Origin of the sequence: Mixta sp. BE291, assembly GCF_031457955.1 — a bacterium.
In the GTDB taxonomy this organism is placed as follows: domain Bacteria; phylum Pseudomonadota; class Gammaproteobacteria; order Enterobacterales; family Enterobacteriaceae; genus Mixta.
Window position 1 is genome coordinate 181,240 of the sequence record NZ_JAVDXN010000005.1, and the last position, 17,470, is coordinate 198,709.

Below are 17,470 nucleotides of genomic sequence, written 5' to 3' on the forward strand. Positions count from 1 at the left end.
ATCCGTCATGGATATTAACTAACGATGCTTTAAAAAAGGAATATTTTATGGCTACGGAATTTACCTCACAGTCCGAGAATTTTATTAGCGCCCTTACTGGCGAAATTGATCCGCGTACCGGAGCTTATGGCTGTCGTTTTACCCTTGCACAGCTTGCCGGTAACGCTGGCCTGGGGCCGGAAATTCCGGTGATACTTAACTATTCTCCATTATCAACGGGAAATAGTGGTTTTGGTATCGGCGTCACCATGCCCTTGAGTAGTTATAACAAAAGCACCAGAACCCTCCAGCTCTCAAGCGGAGAACAATATAAAGTTACTGAAAACAGCAATAAACTGTATATTCTTCATGCCACGCCAATCAACTTTCGCGTGGAAAAGCGCAATGATGGTTATTATATTTTTTATAAAAATGGAACTACTGAAATTCTAACGGCGCCGGGTAAAGCGGGCGATATGAAAGTAGTGGAGACTATCCTTTCTCCGGCCGGACACAAGATGGCACTGGCGTGGGAAAATTTCGGCAGCAGCAAGCGCCTGATTTCTGTCAGAGATGAATCCTCTGTTTTGCTGAAAGTAAGCCGTAATAGTAACAACTCACAGATTACCTTCCATATTTTTCCTGACAGTAAAGAAGCGCATAGCGTGACGTTGTCGTTGAAAAATAATTACCTCACCTCCGTCACTAACGCATCGGTTTCGCCTGCCCAAAACTGGAAGCTGGAATATACTTCTGGGCGTTTAACCGCGATGACCGGGCCGACCGGGCTGGTTGAGCAGGTGACCTATTCCCAGAACGGCCATCGATTCCCCGCTGGCGGTCCGGCTACAAAACAGCCCTATGTCATTAGTTATCGCCAAATCGGCGGCGATGGCGCGCTGATTAGCAATCTGCGCTACCAGTTTTCTGACAAAAACTTCCTTGGCTATGGTGGCAGTAATCGTTTGGGCTGGAACAAAAATACCGATTTTCTCTATGGCGTATTGGGTGATTATGAATACAGCAGCACCGAAACTGCGCTGGATGAAAATAATACGGTACTCAGCACAACGGTTCGCACCTACAATAACCTTCACCTGCAAACAAAAGAGCTTTCCCGCCGTAATGGTACAACCTGTAGCTATAGCGCCGAGACAGAATACCATGCCGTTAAAGGCAAAGCTTTTGATGCTCAGCCTCCGCAGTTTCAAATGCCCCGCAGGCAAACGGCGACCTGGACCGATACTTCACTACCGGTCGGGGAACAGTTCCGTAGCGAAGTAACCCTGACGGAGTTCGATGAACATGGCAACCCGGTACGCCAGGAAAATCCCGATGGCAGCGTAACGGAATATGAGTTTTATCCTGCCGCAGGTGACGGCGCTAACTGCCCGCCGGAGCCTAATGGTTTTGTGCGCTTTATCAAACGTACCACGGTCACGCCGCCTCAAACAGACTACGCCGATACGCCGATTCAGGTTACGGAATTTCGCTACGCTACGCTGGGTAAGACGGATTGCATTGTACAAAGCAGCCGCGCTGATTTCAGCGACGGCGTACTGCTTTCCCGTCAGAGCGTTAGCTATAACACCGACAGCACAAGCAGCGAGTTCGGTCGTATCACTGCCATTACCGATGACAAATATCACCAGGGACGTTGCTTTACCAGCCAGCAGCGTTTTGACAGCGTCGTCAGGGACGGCATGCTTGAACAACGTGTCACCGTAACCGGCCATGACGGTATCACAGGCACTTACTATCGCACGCAATCGGCGCTTTCCGGGCTGTTGCTCAGCGAAACAAATATGCAGGGCGTAAAAAACACCTTTACCTACGATCGACTCGGGCGTCCATTAACCGCTACCTGCGCTGTGGGTTCCGCTTATGAAAAGAGTAAGTCATGGGAATATAGCGTAGAGAAGGGGGTAGCGATTACCACGGAAAAAGATGCGTCAGGCAATCAGGTGAAAAAATGTTTTGACAGTGCGGGTCGTAGCATCGGGAACCAGTTTTTCGATACGGATACCACCCGTCAGTGGTTTGAAATAAACAGTTGCCGCTATAACGCTCTGGGCGAGAGTCAGTATAGTTCAGGGAAAGACTGGCTTACCACCCAATCCACAGGAAGCCAATATTATCAGGTAGATGGGGAAGCGACCTATGATGGTTGGGGAGTGCAGACGCTGCAATCTTTTTCCGATGGTCTCCGTACTCATCGAAGTGAAGATCCGATCTCCCTGGTTCAGCAGCAGTATGCGCAGGGCGATAAAGATGGCGTTTTACTGTCCAGTGGTAAAAGCGTAACGGTACTCGACAGTAAAAGTAAGCTGCCGGTGCAGGAAGGGTTGTACGATGCCAGCGGTACTGAACAGGGTATGCGTAAACACCGTTACGACGGGCGTGGATTGCTCAGGGAAAGTACTGATGAACTGGGCAATACCACCCGTTATACCTGGGACGCATGGGGACGCGAGCTGACACGTATTTTGCCGGACAATACTCTGATTGAGCGCGAATACGCCCCGCATCTTAGCGGTAAAGAAGTCACCTGCATTCGTGTAACCGGCAAAAATGCCGCAGGTAAAAAACAGACCTGGGAGCTGGGAACGCGCGAGTATGACAGTGTAGGGCGCATCACCCAGGAAACCGTCGGCGGAAGAGTTACCACCTACCGTTACGACGGCGTTATGACGCAACCTGCCAGCGTTACTCTGCCGTCAGGAAAAACGTTAACCTACCGCTACCTTCCTGAACTCGGGCAGGTTGTCAGCAGCGTAACGGCTGACGGCATTACGCAATCTTTTGATTACGATGCCAAAACCGGCCGCCTGCTACAGGCAAAAGAAGGTGATGTCGTTAACCATAATCGTTGGTCACCCTCCGGTATGCTGCTGGAAGAGCAATTTATTCAGGATAAGGATGCCCGTCAGGCCGGATATGGCTGGTCGCTGGCTGGTGAACCGGTTTCTTATACCGATATTACCGGCGCCAGCTCGCAGTATGAACGTAATGAACATGGCCAGGTTGTGCGGGTCAATGACCGTGATATGACGGTGGTTCTCTCTTATGATGCGCTGCAGCGGTTGCAAAAAATGGAGTCCACTGACAACGTATCGGGCGCAAAGCTAACCACTATGCTGGTTTATGATGACTTAGATCGTGAAGTCAAACGTACATTGGTTGATAGCGCCGGTACTACGCTGATTGTTACGCAAAGCTGGCTGAAAAATGGACTGCTGAGTGGACGTATTACGCAGCAAAATGATCTGATATTGAAAGAGGAACAATATCAATATGACTGCCGTAACCGACTTATCGGTTACTACGCGTTTGGTAGCGTATTGCCGACAGACGCATACGGCTATGCCATGACGGCCCAGACGTATCGTTATGACGCACTGAATAACCTAACTCAGGTTGTCACCACTTTAGCTGATGGTAGCAGCGATACAGCCACCTTCCTTTATAACAATATTAACGATCCGACGCAGCTGTCGGGTGTCACCCATACGCATGCCGGTTATCCCGCCGCCATTCAGCTGGAATATGATGCAGAAGGGCGCATGACAAAAGATGAGGCAGGACGAACGCTGCGCTATGACGCGCTTGGCCGACTTTCGGGTGTAGCTACGCAAGACGCTGGGGCATGTACTTACCGCTATGATGCGCAGAACCGCCTGGTCAGCCAGCAGGGTTGATGGATAACGAACGAGTATTGATTTGAGCCGTGCAACGTCAATGACGTTGCCGGTATTACTAACAAATTACATCAAAAGAAAAGGATTTTATTATGAATACTGAATTTGCATTACAGAATACCAGCTCCGAACTTTCTTCCGTTATTCCACTCGGCCGTCGCTTTTATTACCGCGGCGCGGAGCGGGTGAATGAGCTGCTGGCGGAGCAGGGGCGGTTGCTGCGGTTGATTAAAAACGGCCACGCCACGCTGGGGGTGAGCAACGGTGCGGAGCTGACGCTGACGGCGGGCGACCATAATGACAGCCTGCTGTGGTCACGTAAAAGCGGGCAGCAGGAAGGGCAGCTGCACGGCTGGTCGCCTTATGGCAGTGGCGAAGATGCGGGCGAGCTGTCGGGCTTCAACGGCGAGCGGGCGGACCCGCTAAGCGGGGCTTATCATCTGGGAAACGGCTACCGCGCCTATAATCCGGTGCTAATGCGCTTTAACTGCCCGGACAGCCTGAGCCCGTTCGGGGCCGGTGGCATCAACCCTTATGCCTACTGTGCGGGCGACCCGGTGAACTTCACCGATCCGTCAGGGCATATCAGCTGGGTGGGCGGCCTGGGAATTGGGCTGGGCATTCTGGGCATCTTGGGTGCGGTGTTTACGGCCGGGCTGTCGGTGGTGGCGGCAGCGATAGGCACGGCGGTGACGGCGGGCATTGCGACCGGTGCGGCGTTGACGACGGCGGGCGCGGTGGCGGCGGCGATAGGCTCGGCGTCGGCGGTGTCGCTGGTTGCGGGTGTGGCAGGTGTGATTGCGGACGTAACGGGCATCGTCAGCGGCGCACTGGAGGACAGCAGTCCACAGGCGTCAGAGGTGCTGGGCTGGGTGTCGCTGGGCGCGGGCGTGGTGGGTATGGCGAGCGTTGGGCGCAGCATTTGGAAAGGCGCTCGCAGCGCAGCTAAAAAAGCGGTTCATAATGTTCAGGCTCAGGGTAAGGCTACAGCTTATATATGGACCACTGCAAAAGGTAGAATAGGGCATGCAGCCTTGAGTATACCAGGTAATGCTATGCACCAAAAAACATATATCAGCTGGTGGCCTGAGCTTGGCGAGCTATACGGGAAACGTATATTTAAAAAGGTCATGGGGCATGCCTCTACAGTAGGTAGAGATATAGCTAGTGAAAGCTCTGTTTTAAATTATGTGATTGAATTTAAAAATTTAAATACAAAGGCTATAGTTGATTGGTGGGAAGGTTTAACGCTAAGTGGTAGTTCAGGAAAACGCTTGACCATAAACGGGTTGCCGGTTCAGGGACCTACCCCGTCCTATAGTCTTCTGCATAATAATTGTGCTGATATGGTTGCGCAAGCTCTGATGATAGGCTACGAAGGCGCATATAATATCCCGCATGGTGTAGTGAGACATCCGTATAAAATATATTCATTTGCTCAGCGTCATCCGGAATTAGTACAAAGATCGTATAAGGAATTAAGTTTAAATTAGGCAAGTTGATATTTATTAATAATTGAATTGGTCGGGAGTTGAGTACTCCTGACCAATCATGAAAGTATATTTTTTGCCGTTTAACATGCTCTGTATAAAGCAGATTATGGCTGTAGGCACACTTCCTGAAATCGCACACGGCGAGCGTATAAGTAAAAATATTGATAATCAAGGTAGTACGTTAAGCCCCTCAAAGCGTAATGAAAATAAAGAACCGCGCGGCAAACTCGTCTCTTGCCGCACATATATAAACTTTCAACATATCTTCCGCTCAGCGGTAAACATGAATTTCCTTCATGCATCGTGAATTTTCCTCCCTTGCCGTTGAACAAAAGTCATGAGAATCTGCGCTCAGACATTTAGACGTCCAGAAGTCTTAAAATAAAAATCTGAAACTATTTCATCGGTAAATCAACGGGGCGGGATCGCCTCGTGACAGGAGTTGAACACCATGCAAAGAACAACCGCCCCTTTCCGTGCCGACGTAGTTGGCAGTTTCTTACGCCCTGCAGCCATCAAACAGGCGCGCGAGCAGTTTGCCGCAGGTGAAATTGATGCCGCCGCGCTGCGCCGTGTAGAAGATGAAGAAATTCGCCATGTGGTGGAGCAGCAGCTCGCCAGCGGCCTACAGGTGGTCACCGATGGCGAATTCCGTCGCGCCTGGTGGCACTTTGATTTCTTTGATGGTCTGCAGGGCGTGGAACGCTACGAGGCGGAGCAGGGCATTCAGTTCAACGGCATCCAGACCAAAGCACGCGGCGTACGCGTCACCGGCAAACTGGGCTTCGGCGATCATCCGATGCTGGAAGATTTTCGCTTCCTGAACAGCATCAGCGGCGATGCGGTGGCGAAAATGACCATCCCCAGCCCGAGCGTGCTGCATTTCCGCGGCGGCCGTAAAATGATCGATGCCGAGGTCTACCCCGACCTGGCGGACTATTTCGACGATCTGGCGCTGACTTACCGCGATGCGATCAAAGCCTTTTATGATGCAGGCTGCCGCTATCTGCAGCTGGACGACACCGTATGGGCCTACCTCTGTTCAGAAGATCAGAAACGTCAGATTCGTGAACGCGGCGATGACCCGGAAGAACTGGCGCAAACCTATGCGCGCGTGCTGAACAAAGCGCTGGAAGACAAGCCAGCCGACCTGACCGTTGGGCTGCATGTCTGCCGCGGTAACTTCCGCTCCACCTGGATCTCTGAAGGCGGCTATGAGCCGGTCGCTGAGATTCTGTTTGGCGGCGTAAATATCGATGCCTTCTTCCTGGAATATGACAATGCGCGTTCCGGCGGCTTCGAACCGCTGCGCTTTATTAAGCCAGGCCATCAGCAGGTGGTATTAGGGCTGATTACCACGAAAGAAGGGCAGCTGGAAGATCCGCAAAGCGTGCAGGCGCGTATTGAGGAAGCGACGCAGTATATCGATATCAATCAAATCTGCCTCAGTCCGCAGTGCGGCTTTGCCTCTACCGAGGAAGGCAACAACCTCACCGAACAGCAGCAGTGGGATAAACTGCGCCTGGTGGTCGATATCGCGAAAAACGTCTGGTAACTGGCGTAAATTTAGGCAAACAGGCGCGTAAAACGCGCCTGTTATCCGTTAAGTCTGCTTTTAATGAAGAAAATAACGCCGTGTCGGTGGAAAAAAAGTCACATCATGTAATGTGCTTGGGGCATAGTTTGAAGTGATTCTCTGGTCTGGCGCTTATATTCGTTATATCACTCTGCTTTTCCGATCCCGTATTGCCTTTCGCCGCTATAAACGTTTTACTTATGCCGCTTACCGCGGTTTTCCTTCGTGAAAAGAATAAAATCAGCTCATATCACTGCGTTTGCCGTCGAAAACCGGTTTTATTTCAACCATTGTTTATCTCGACAGCATGTTAGCGTAGAGGGGTGCAGTAGGCATTCACACAACATCCACCGCAACATCAGTAGCAGGCAATTCAGCTTTATGACACATCGTTTAACGTCGAAAGACATCATTGCGCTGGGCTTTATGACTTTTGCCCTGTTTGTTGGCGCAGGCAACATCATCTTCCCTCCCATGGTTGGTTTGCAGTCAGGCGAACATGTCTGGACAGCGGCGCTTGGGTTCCTGGTTACCGCAGTGGGTTTGCCGGTGATTACCGTGATTGCGCTGGCACGCGTCGGCGGCGGTATTGATGCGCTCAGCACGCCGATTGGCAAAGCAGCCGGTATTGTGCTGGCCACGGTTTGTTATCTTGCCGTGGGGCCGCTGTTCGCCACGCCGCGTACCGCCACCGTTTCCTTTGAAATCGGTATCGCGCCGCTGACGGGCGATGGCGCAATGCCGCTACTGGTGTATAGCCTGATCTATTTCGCGCTGGTGATCGGTATTTCCCTTTATCCGGGCAAACTGCTGGATACCGTGGGGCATATTCTGGCACCGCTGAAAATCGTGGCGCTGTTTATTCTGGGCGTGGCGGCGCTGCTGTGGCCCGCAGGCGGCCACATTCCGGCGACCGATGCTTACCAGAACGCCGCCTTCTCCAGCGGTTTTGTTAACGGCTATCTCACCATGGATACGCTGGGCGCACTGGTGTTCGGCATCGTTATCGTTAATGCTGCGCGTTCACGCGGCGTGGATGATGCGCGCCTGCTGACGCGTTATACCATTCTGGCGGGTTTGATTGCCGGTGTGGGCCTGACGCTGGTTTATCTGAGCCTGTTTAAACTGGGTTCCGGCAGCGGTGCGCTGGCCGATCAGAATGCCAATGGCGCGGCGATCCTGCACGCCTATGTACAGCATACCTTCGGCGGAATGGGCAGCCTGTTCCTGGCAGCGCTGATCTTTATCGCCTGTATGGTAACGGCGGTGGGTCTCACCTGCGCCTGCGCTGAGTTCTTTGCGCAATATCTGCCGTTTTCTTATAAAACGCTGGTATTTATTCTTGGCCTGTTCTCCATGGTGGTCTCCAACCTGGGTCTGAGCCATTTAATTCAGATCTCGATTCCGGTGCTGACAGCTATCTATCCGCCGTGTATCGTACTGATTGTGCTGAGCTTTACTCTCAACTGGTGGAATAAAAGCACGCGGATTGTTGCGCCAACCATGCTTGTTAGCCTGGTATTTGGTATCATCGACGCGATTAAAAGCACCGGCTTTAACGATGTGCTGCCCGCTTTCAGCCAGCACCTGCCGCTGGCTGAGCAAGGGCTTGCCTGGCTGCCGCCTTCGCTGGTTATGCTGATCATCACGGTAGTAGCCGACCGCATGATGGGGCAAGAGCGAGTCAGAGCGCATCATTAAACCTGATACAATTCGGTCTTAACCACGGGCATGCCCGTGGTTTTTCATTTCCACAGGTAAGATGTCATTATGCAAGAAACCAACAAGCTCAAACGGGGATTGAGCACACGCCATATTCGTTTTATGGCGCTGGGGTCGGCGATTGGGACCGGGCTGTTTTATGGCTCTGCCGATGCGATAAGAATGGCCGGGCCGAGCGTGCTGCTGGCCTATGTCATCGGCGGCGCCGTAGCCTACATTATTATGCGTGCGCTGGGCGAAATGTCCGTTAACAATCCGCAGTCCAGCTCTTTCTCGCGCTACGCGCAGGATTACCTCGGCCCAATGGCGGGCTACATCACCGGTTGGACCTACTGCTTTGAAATTCTGATTGTCGCCATTGCCGACGTGACCGCGTTTGGCATCTATATGGGCGTCTGGTTCCCCGACGTGCCGCACTGGATTTGGGTGCTGAGCGTGGTGCTGGTGATCGGCGCGGTCAACCTGATGAGCGTTAAAGTATTTGGCGAGGTCGAGTTCTGGTTCTCCTTTTTCAAGGTTGCCACCATCATTATTATGATCGCGGCGGGCCTCGGCATGATTATCTGGGGAATCGGCAACGGCGGTCAGCCAACCGGCATTCATAATCTGTGGACCAACGGCGGCTTCTTTGCGCACGGCATCGTCGGCATGCTGCTGTCGCTGCAGATGGTGATGTTCGCCTATGGCGGCATCGAAATTATCGGCATCACCGCCGGGGAAGCGGAAGATCCGGAAAAATCGATTCCGCGCGCGATTAACTCGGTGCCGTGGCGTATTCTGGTGTTCTACGTCGGCACGCTGTTTGTCATTATGTCCATCTATCCGTGGAACCAGGTGGGTACGCAGGGCAGCCCCTTTGTACTGACTTTCCAGCATCTGGGCATTGCCGCCGCGGCATCGATTCTGAACTTCGTGGTGCTGACGGCCTCGCTGTCGGCGATTAACAGCGATGTCTTCGGGGTAGGGCGCATGCTGCACGGTATGGCGCAGCAGGGTCACGCGCCGAAGATGTTTATGAAGGTTTCCGAGCGCGGCATTCCGTGGGTAACGGTAGTGGTGATGATGCTGGCGATGCTGATCGCGGTCTATCTGAACTATCTGATGCCGGAGAAAGTGTTCCTGGTCATCGCTTCGCTGGCGACGTTTGCCACCGTTTGGGTGTGGATTATGATCCTCTGCTCACAGATCGCTTTCCGCCGCACCCTGAGTAAGCAACAGGCGCAGGCGCTGAAATTTGCGTTGCCGGGCGGCAGCTATACCGCCATCGTTGGCGTGCTGTTCCTGGTCTTTATTATCGGCCTGATTGGTTATTTCCCGGATACCCGCGTTTCACTCTATGTCGGCGCTATCTGGATAGTGCTGCTGTTGGCGGGCTACAAGCTGGTACGTCGTCAGTAAGCAGCAAGTCAGCACCATGAAAAAAGCCGCAGTGATGCGGCTTTTTTATTGCGGTTACGGCAGGTAGCGCCGCCCTGACATTCAGCGGCGATCGCGTAGGTTAATGGCGGATGTCCTTGTCCGTATTCATCGCCAGCCCCCGTAAATCATGACCGGTCGGCGTTTGATGAACGCGCAGGCCAAAGGCGGGCAGCACCGCATAGATATAGTCGAAAATATCAGCCTGGATACGTTCATATTCCACCCATACCGTGGTGTTGGTGAAGACGTAAATCTCCAGCGGCAGCCCGTCGGAACCGGGCGCCAGCTGACGCACCATTAATGTCATGTTTTGATGAATCTGCGGATGGCTTTTCAGCCAGGCTTCCAGCCAGGCACGAAACGTGCCGATATTGGTCAGATGGCGACCGTTGAGCGGCGTGTCTAAATCGCAGCCTAAACGGGCATTATGCTGCTCCACTTCAACAATTTTCTGTTTGATATAGGGCGTTAATAGCTGCGCGCGCTGAAGCTGCGCCAGCTCATCGTGACTGAGAAAATGTACGCTGGTGGTATCGATATTAATGCTGCGTTTGATGCGGCGTCCGCCCGATTCCGACATGCCGCGCCAGTTTTTAAAGGAGTCAGCGATCAGCGCATAGGTTGGAATGGTGGTGATGGTGTTGTCCCAGTTGCGCACTTTCACCGTGGTCAGCCCGATATCAATCACCGCGCCATCTGCGCCATATTTAGGCATATCCAGCCAGTCGTTCAGTTTGAGCATGTCGTTTGCCGAGAGCTGAATGCCGGCCACCAGGCCCAGAATCGGATCTTTAAACACCAGCATCAGCACGGCGGTCATCGCGCCCAGGCCGGTAATCAATACCAGCGGCGATTTACCTAACAGCACGGAAATGATCATAATGGCGAACAGAATCGCCGCCACCAGCTTGATGCTTTGAAAAATACCACGCAGCGGCAGCTGGCGGGCGAGGGCGCTGTTAGCGGAGAGCTCCAGCAGAATATCCAACAGCGAAAAGAGCATCAGCAGCAGGAACAGCATCATCCAGACCTGCGACACCACCAGCAAAACGGCATGCAGCGGCTCGCTGTTGGCTAAAAACAGGTCGGTCTGGATATTCAGCAGCACGCCCTGTAGTAATAAAGCAAAGCGGTTAAAGAGATAATTATCGATTAACGATTTCGGCCATTGCTGATGTGACGCGTAGGCGCGGCGTTTCAGCATCGGCAATACGGCCCGATGCAGCAGCAGGTGAGCAATTAATGAAACCAGTAAAACAATGCCGATAACTATCGCCAGCGACAGCGGCGTGGCGTAAGGCACATCGAAACGATGAAGCCAAAAAAGAATCTGATGTTGCATGTAATCTCCCTGAGAGTAAGGCTTGTCCTGAAAAAATGAAATTCCGCAGCCGTGCGGAACGGGGCGGGCCGTCAGAAATACCATAACGGCCGCGAGAGGAAAGCGCTAGAGCTGTTGTGCGGCGGCGCGCGCCATTAATTGCGGATAAAACTGCCAGAAAAAGGTTTCCAGCGCCGCATAGTTATCATGAAAATCCTGCCAGGAATCGGCGAGCGCCGCCAGACGCGGACGCCGCGCCGCCATGCCGCGTAACACCTGCTGCAAATAATCAGCTTCCGCGTAGCGTTCCATCCAGCGCTCACGCCATAAATAGCTATTGAGGCGTTGGAAACCGTCTGGCGTCTGCGCCAGCATCGGTGCGATTTGCGCCTGCGCGCGTGCCAGAAACAGCGGCAGCGGCAGATCGGATTCAATACGCTGCCAGTGACGCGACAGGAAATGATCCCACACCACGTCCAGCGTAATAGGCGCCACCCGACGCGTTTCGGGACGAAACAACCGTTTGGCGCTCAGCACCTCGGGCAGGGAATCGGTAAGGGCATCAAGGCGGCGGTGCAGCGCGATACCGGCAGCGATATCGGCAGGCCACTGCAATAGCGGGTCGCCACGCACATAATCCGCCATCAGATTGCCTGTCAGCGAGCTATTGGCCAGCGTGGCCAGATGAAGGTGAGCAAGAAAGTTCATCCCGGCAGTATACGCTAACAGAATGGTTACCGGGTAACAGTTCAGAATTTCCCGCTTTTCCGCTAAACTAGGCCGCCTGTTTGTTAGCCGTAAGATATGTAGCATGCGCGTCGCTGATTTTACTTTTGAATTACCTGAATCATTAATTGCCCACTATCCGCAGCCACAGCGTAGCGGATGTCGGCTGCTGTCGTTGAACGGTCCCGATGGCGCATTAAGCCACGGCGTATTTACCGATGTGCTGGATAAGCTCAATCCCGGCGATCTGCTGGTGTTTAATAACACCCGCGTGATTCCGGCCCGCGTTTACGGGCGTAAAGCCAGCGGCGGTAAGATCGAAATGCTGGTCGAGCGCATGCTGGACGATAAGCGTGTGCTGGCGCACGTACGCGCCTCGAAAGCGCCGAAGCCGGGCGCAGCGCTGCTGTTTGGCGATGATGAGAGCGTACGCGCGACCATGACGGCGCGTCACGATGCGCTGTTTGAAATCGAATTCGACGATGCGCGTAGCGTGCTGGATATTCTCAACGCTATCGGCCATATGCCGCTGCCGCCCTATATCGATCGTCCCGACGAAGAGGCCGATCGCGAGCTTTATCAAACGGTTTACAGTCAGAAGCCGGGCGCGGTTGCCGCGCCGACCGCCGGTCTGCACTTCGACGAGCCGCTGCTGGCCGCGCTGCGCGAGAAAGGCGTCGAGATGGCCTTTGTCACGCTGCACGTGGGGGCGGGGACTTTCCAGCCGGTGCGCGTTGACAGCATTGAAGATCACATCATGCACTCCGAGTATGCGGAAGTACCGCAGGAAGTGGTGGATGCAGTGTTAGCCTGTAAGGCGCGCGGTAATCGCGTGGTTGCCGTGGGCACCACCTCGGTGCGATCGCTGGAGAGCGCAGCGCAGGCGGCACAGGATTCGCTGATTGCGCCCTTCTTCGACGATACCCAAATCTTTATCTATCCCGGCTATCGCTACCAGGTGATTGATGCGCTGATTACCAATTTCCATTTGCCGGAATCGACGCTGATTATGCTGGTTTCCGCTTTCGCCGGTTATCGCCATACCATGAACGCCTATCGCGAAGCGGTAGCCGAGCAGTATCGCTTTTTCAGCTATGGCGATGCGATGTTTATTACCCGCAATCCCCAGGCGCTGGACGAAAAAGTCGGCGCCTGATTAACCGGCGCCGCAGCTGCGGCGCCGTGATATTAACCCTGTATCCTTCTCCCGCTCGCTAACGTCTTCCGCGCCATTAACGCGTTCCATTTTATCTATGTCCGCTAACGCCTGCACGCACTCCCTTTTATTCTGTGAAGCACACCAATGTTAAGTGAGTAAATAAATTTTTTCTGCGTGGCGTAATTATTGGTGCTGATTTAAAAACGACTCATTGAATATATTGAGTGATTTTTAATTATTAGTTTCCATTTTCTATTTTGACAGGTGCCAAACGTTGACTTAATTGTTGTGATGATATTTACGGGGCATTTATAGTATTTAATCGACAAGGATTTCATCATGAGAATATTAAATGAAAAAGAATTACGACAGGTTACTGGGGCCAGCCGCAACGGCGGCTGGGAAGGGTATTGGGGGCATAGTGGGGGCGGTCGCAGTAACAGCGGGGGGGATTATGGCGCGCAATGTACCTGGTAATACAAAATATCACCTGCGAAATATTATTATCATTCCGGGTGTTTTTTTAGGATGGGCATTTCTCAGTTCCTCACACGTCACCCCGCAAAGCTGGTTAAGCGTAATACCCTGCGATATAGCCAGATTTTTTGTGATAATAATGACGGTTTTTGGTACGGTAGAATTATTAATGAAATTTGCGCGATGGTTTATTCCTGAAAGATAACTAATTTTTTATTCAGGCTCGCTCCGGCGGGTCTTTTTTACACCTGCTATTTAAGCGCTGCGCTTTTAGACAGAACGCGCAATGGCAGAGGTGCTGAGCAGGAGGAGCGACAAATTTGGCACATACAAGGGTTTGTGACCTTTACCAGGGCTTTGCATGTTAAAATGTGCCGCTGTGTCAGATTTGTGTCATGAGACTGGTACAGAAAGGCAAAAATCTGCAACGCGTGATAAACGCATGACGCGCTGGCTGGCTTGTATAGCGGCTTCCACGGTTGTTAGAATGCGCTCCTTTTCATCAATCATCAGACTGTTTCTCTGATGGAGGCAACGTGAAGTTTGAATTAGATAAAAAAGATGGCCGCGCGCGTCGTGGTCGTCTGGTTTTTGATCGTGGCGTAGTAGAGACCCCGGCCTTTATGCCGGTAGGCACGTACGGCACGGTAAAAGGCATGACCCCGGAAGAGGTCAAGGATACCGGCGCGCAGATCCTGCTGGGCAACACATTTCACCTTTGGCTGCGTCCGGGCCAGGAGATCATGAAGCTGCATGGCGATCTGCACGATTTTATGCAGTGGCATGGCCCGATTCTCACTGATTCCGGCGGTTTTCAGGTCTTCAGCCTTGGCGATATCCGTAAAATCACCGAAGCGGGCGTGCATTTCCGTAATCCGATCAACGGCGATGCGATCTTCCTTGATCCCGAAAAATCGATGGAGATCCAGTACGATCTCGGATCGGATATCGTGATGATCTTTGATGAATGTACCCCTTATCCGGCGGACTGGGATTATGCCAAACGCTCGATGGAGATGTCGCTGCGCTGGGCGCGACGCAGCCGCGACCACTTCGATAAGCTGGGCAACAAAAATGCGCTATTCGGCATTATTCAGGGCAGCGTTTACGAAGATTTACGAGATGTCTCTGTCAAAGGGCTGGTGGATATTGGCTTTGATGGTTACGCTGTGGGCGGCCTGGCGGTAGGTGAGCCAAAGGAAGATATGCACCGTATTCTGGAGCATGTTTGCCCGCAGATCCCGGAAGATAAGCCGCGCTATTTAATGGGCGTCGGCAAGCCGGAAGACCTGGTGGAAGGCGTACGTCGCGGCATCGATATGTTCGACTGCGTGATGCCGACGCGTAACGCGCGTAACGGCCATCTGTTTGTGACGGACGGCGTGGTTAAAATCCGCAACGCCAAACATAAAGATGATACGTCGCCGCTGGATGCCGAATGTGATTGCTACACCTGTCGCAATTACAGCCGCGCCTACTTGCATCATCTTGATCGTTGTAACGAAATACTCGGGGCGCGTCTGAATACCATTCATAACCTGCGTTACTACCAGCGCGTGATGGCGGGTTTACGTCAGGCTATTGAAGAAGGTAAATTAGCGAGCTTCGTCGATGAATTCTATACGCGGAAAGGCAAAGCGGTTCCGCCACTAAACGATTGATAATTAAACAATGAGGGAAAGTTAATGAGTTTTTTCATTTCTGACGCAGTGGCAGCAGCTGGCGCACCGTCGCAGGGAAGCCCCTACACGATGGTCATTATGTTAGCGGTCTTTGGCCTGATTTTCTATTTTATGATCCTGCGCCCGCAGCAAAAACGTGCGAAAGAGCATAAGAAGCTGATGGATTCCATCGGCAAAGGCGACGAAGTGCTGACCACCGGTGGTCTGGTAGGACGCGTCACTAAAGTCGCTGACACGGGCTATATTGCTATCGCGCTTAACGATAACAATGAAGTGGTTATCAAACGTGATTTCGTGGCTGCCGTCCTGCCGAAAGGTACGATGAAGGCGCTGTAATTATTTGTTTTCCCTAAGGGAACTGCCGTGTTAAACCGTTATCCTTTGTGGAAGTACATTATGCTGATCGTGGTGCTTGCCGTCGGTCTGCTGTATGCGCTTCCCAACCTGTATGGAGAGGATCCGGCTGTTCAAATCACTGGCGCGCGCGGAAGCGCCGCCAGTGAGCAAACGCTGGACCAGATCCAAAACGTATTAAAACAAGAGCATATTCAAAGCAAATCTATTGCGCTGGAGCAGGGTGCCATTCTGGCGCGTTTCGCCAATACGGATGTGCAGCTGCGCGCCCGTGAAGCGCTGATGAACACGCTGGGTGAAGATTATGTCGTCGCGCTTAACCTGGCACCCGCCACGCCTAAATGGCTGGAGATGCTGGCGGCGCAGCCGATGAAGCTGGGTCTGGATCTGCGCGGCGGCGTACACTTCCTGATGGAAGTGGATATGGATACCGCGCTCGGTAAGCTGCAGGAGCAGAACACCGACAGCCTGCGCAGCGATCTGCGTGATAAAGGCATCGCTTACACCAACGTCCGTAAAATCGAAAATTACGGCGTGGAAATCCGCTTCCGTGACGGCGATGCGCGTGACAATGCCGTTAGCTACCTGTCAACCCGTCATCGCGATCTGGTGATTAGCAGCCGTGGCGATAACCTGCTGCGTGCGGTTATGAGCGATGAGCGCCTGCGTGAAGCGCGCGAATATGCTGTTCAGCAGAACATTAATATCCTGCGTAACCGCGTTAACCAACTGGGTGTTGCTGAGCCATTGGTGCAGCGTCAGGGTGCCGACCGTATCGTGGTTGAGCTGCCGGGCATTCAGGATACCGCGCGCGCGAAAGAGATTTTGGGCGCTACGGCAACGCTGGAATTCCGTCTGGTTAACACAGTGGTCGATGCCAGCGCTGCGGCTAAAGGCCGCGTGCCGGGCGATTCGGAAGTGAAGCAAACGCGTGAAGGCCAGCCGGTTGTGCTGTACAAACGTGTGATCCTCACCGGTGACCATATCACCGACTCTACCTCCAGCACCGATGAGTATAATCAGCCGCAGGTAAATATTTCGCTCGATAGCGCGGGCGGCAATATGATGTCGACCTTTACCAAAGATAATATTGGTAAGCCGATGGCGACGCTGTTTGTTGAATATAAAGACAGCGGCAAGAAAGATGCTAACGGGCGCTCGATCCTGGTGAAACAGGAAGAGGTGATCAACGTAGCGAATATTCAGTCGCGTCTGGGCAACAGCTTCCGTATTACCGGTATCAACAATCCGAACGAAGCGCGTCAGCTTTCGCTGCTGCTGCGTGCCGGTGCATTGATTGCGCCGATTCAGATCGTTGAAGAGCGTACTATCGGTCCGACTATGGGGCAGCAGAACATTACTCAGGGTCTGGAAGCCTGCCTGTGGGGCCTGATCGCGTCGATCGTGTTTATGGTGGTTTACTATAAAAAGTTCGGCGTTATCGCTACCACCGCGCTGGTTGCCAACCTGATTTTGATTGTCGGCATTATGTCGTTGTTGCCGGGCGCCACCTTAACCATGCCGGGCATTGCCGGTATCGTGCTGACGCTGGCGGTCGCGGTGGATGCTAACGTGCTGATAAATGAGCGTATCAAAGAAGAGCTGAAGAATGGGCGCACCATTCAGCAGGCGATTCATGAAGGCTATAAAGGCGCGTTCTCCAGTATTATCGATGCCAACGTCACCACGCTTATCACCGCGATTATCCTGTATGCGGTTGGCACCGGCTCGATTAAGGGCTTTGCCATCACCACGGCCATTGGTGTGGGAACCTCGATGTTCACCGCCATTGTTGGTACGCGTGCCATTGTTAACCTGTTGTATGGCGGCAAACGCGTCAACAAGCTGTCTATCTGAGGAGTAG

General features: G+C 52.9%; 12 protein-coding genes. 10 read left to right on the forward strand and 2 right to left on the reverse strand.

Annotation, left to right across the window (positions count from 1 at the left end):
* The first annotated feature begins 47 nt into the window (after positions 1 to 47).
* The 5 genes from J2X14_RS13390 to proY all read left to right on the forward strand — a co-directional run bounded on the left by J2X14_RS13390 (position 48) and on the right by proY (position 9,866).
* Entirely contained in the window at positions 48 to 3,677 is a 3,630-nt protein-coding gene (locus tag J2X14_RS13390) for an RHS repeat protein (protein WP_352411690.1), read from the forward strand.
* A 92-nt stretch (positions 3,678 to 3,769) separates the two neighbouring features.
* Entirely contained in the window at positions 3,770 to 5,170 is a 1,401-nt protein-coding gene (locus J2X14_RS13395) for an RHS repeat-associated core domain-containing protein (RefSeq protein WP_352411691.1), read from the forward strand.
* Positions 5,171 to 5,621: 451 nt separating this feature from the next.
* Entirely contained in the window at positions 5,622 to 6,725 is a 1,104-nt protein-coding gene (locus tag J2X14_RS13400; protein WP_352411692.1) for a cobalamin-independent methionine synthase II family protein, read from the forward strand.
* Positions 6,726 to 7,127: 402 nt separating this feature from the next.
* A complete protein-coding gene (gene brnQ / locus J2X14_RS13405) occupies positions 7,128 to 8,447 on the forward strand; it encodes a branched-chain amino acid transporter carrier protein BrnQ (RefSeq protein WP_352411693.1) in 1,320 nt (439 codons plus the stop codon).
* 69 nt (positions 8,448 to 8,516) lie between these two features.
* Complete coding sequence (proY, locus tag J2X14_RS13410) at positions 8,517 to 9,866, forward strand: proline-specific permease ProY (RefSeq protein ID WP_352411694.1); 1,350 nt, start codon at positions 8,517 to 8,519, stop codon at positions 9,864 to 9,866.
* Positions 9,867 to 9,966: 100 nt separating this feature from the next.
* Here the strand turns inward: proY and J2X14_RS13415 are convergent, their stop codons facing one another.
* Positions 9,967 to 11,229, reverse strand: a complete 1,263-nt coding sequence (locus J2X14_RS13415; protein WP_352411695.1) for a mechanosensitive ion channel family protein — start codon at positions 11,227 to 11,229, stop codon at positions 9,967 to 9,969.
* Between the two features lie 105 nt (positions 11,230 to 11,334).
* Positions 11,335 to 11,916: an ACP phosphodiesterase gene (locus tag J2X14_RS13420; RefSeq protein ID WP_352411696.1), complete on the reverse strand. Its 582-nt coding sequence runs from the start codon at positions 11,914 to 11,916 to the stop codon at positions 11,335 to 11,337.
* A gap of 103 nt (positions 11,917 to 12,019) precedes the next feature.
* Here J2X14_RS13420 and queA point away from each other — a divergent pair, with 103 nt between their 5' ends.
* The 5 genes from queA to secD all read left to right on the forward strand — a co-directional run bounded on the left by queA (position 12,020) and on the right by secD (position 17,463).
* Positions 12,020 to 13,090 carry a tRNA preQ1(34) S-adenosylmethionine ribosyltransferase-isomerase QueA gene (gene queA, locus J2X14_RS13425; protein ID WP_352411697.1) on the forward strand — a complete coding sequence of 357 codons (1,071 nt, stop codon included), beginning with the start codon at positions 12,020 to 12,022 and terminating at the stop codon, positions 13,088 to 13,090.
* A gap of 355 nt (positions 13,091 to 13,445) precedes the next feature.
* Positions 13,446 to 13,775 carry a hypothetical protein gene (locus J2X14_RS13430; RefSeq protein ID WP_352411698.1) on the forward strand — a complete coding sequence of 110 codons (330 nt, stop codon included), beginning with the start codon at positions 13,446 to 13,448 and terminating at the stop codon, positions 13,773 to 13,775.
* Between the two features lie 331 nt (positions 13,776 to 14,106).
* Positions 14,107 to 15,231 carry a tRNA guanosine(34) transglycosylase Tgt gene (gene tgt, locus J2X14_RS13435; protein ID WP_352411699.1) on the forward strand — a complete coding sequence of 375 codons (1,125 nt, stop codon included), beginning with the start codon at positions 14,107 to 14,109 and terminating at the stop codon, positions 15,229 to 15,231.
* Between the two features lie 24 nt (positions 15,232 to 15,255).
* Positions 15,256 to 15,588 (forward strand): preprotein translocase subunit YajC, encoded by a 333-nt coding sequence (gene yajC / locus J2X14_RS13440; RefSeq protein ID WP_352411700.1) that lies wholly within the window; start codon positions 15,256 to 15,258, stop codon positions 15,586 to 15,588.
* Between the two features lie 27 nt (positions 15,589 to 15,615).
* A complete protein-coding gene (secD, locus tag J2X14_RS13445; protein WP_352411701.1) occupies positions 15,616 to 17,463 on the forward strand; it encodes a protein translocase subunit SecD in 1,848 nt (615 codons plus the stop codon).
* Positions 17,464 to 17,470: the final 7 nt, after the last annotated feature.

Excerpts from the sequence above, each read along its gene's own strand:
- J2X14_RS13390 (WP_352411690.1), top strand. The coding sequence starts at position 48 with ATGGCTACGGAATTTACCTCACAGTCCGAGAATTTTATTAGCGCCCTT.
- J2X14_RS13395 (WP_352411691.1), top strand. The coding sequence starts at position 3,770 with ATGAATACTGAATTTGCATTACAGAATACCAGCTCCGAACTTTCTTCC.
- J2X14_RS13400 (WP_352411692.1), top strand. The coding sequence starts at position 5,622 with ATGCAAAGAACAACCGCCCCTTTCCGTGCCGACGTAGTTGGCAGTTTC.
- brnQ (WP_352411693.1), top strand. The coding sequence starts at position 7,128 with ATGACACATCGTTTAACGTCGAAAGACATCATTGCGCTGGGCTTTATG.
- proY (WP_352411694.1), top strand. The coding sequence starts at position 8,517 with ATGCAAGAAACCAACAAGCTCAAACGGGGATTGAGCACACGCCATATT.
- J2X14_RS13415 (WP_352411695.1), bottom strand. The coding sequence starts at position 11,229 with ATGCAACATCAGATTCTTTTTTGGCTTCATCGTTTCGATGTGCCTTAC.
- J2X14_RS13420 (WP_352411696.1), bottom strand. The coding sequence starts at position 11,916 with ATGAACTTTCTTGCTCACCTTCATCTGGCCACGCTGGCCAATAGCTCG.
- queA (WP_352411697.1), top strand. The coding sequence starts at position 12,020 with ATGCGCGTCGCTGATTTTACTTTTGAATTACCTGAATCATTAATTGCC.
- J2X14_RS13430 (WP_352411698.1), top strand. The coding sequence starts at position 13,446 with ATGAAAAAGAATTACGACAGGTTACTGGGGCCAGCCGCAACGGCGGCT.
- yajC (WP_352411700.1), top strand. The coding sequence starts at position 15,256 with ATGAGTTTTTTCATTTCTGACGCAGTGGCAGCAGCTGGCGCACCGTCG.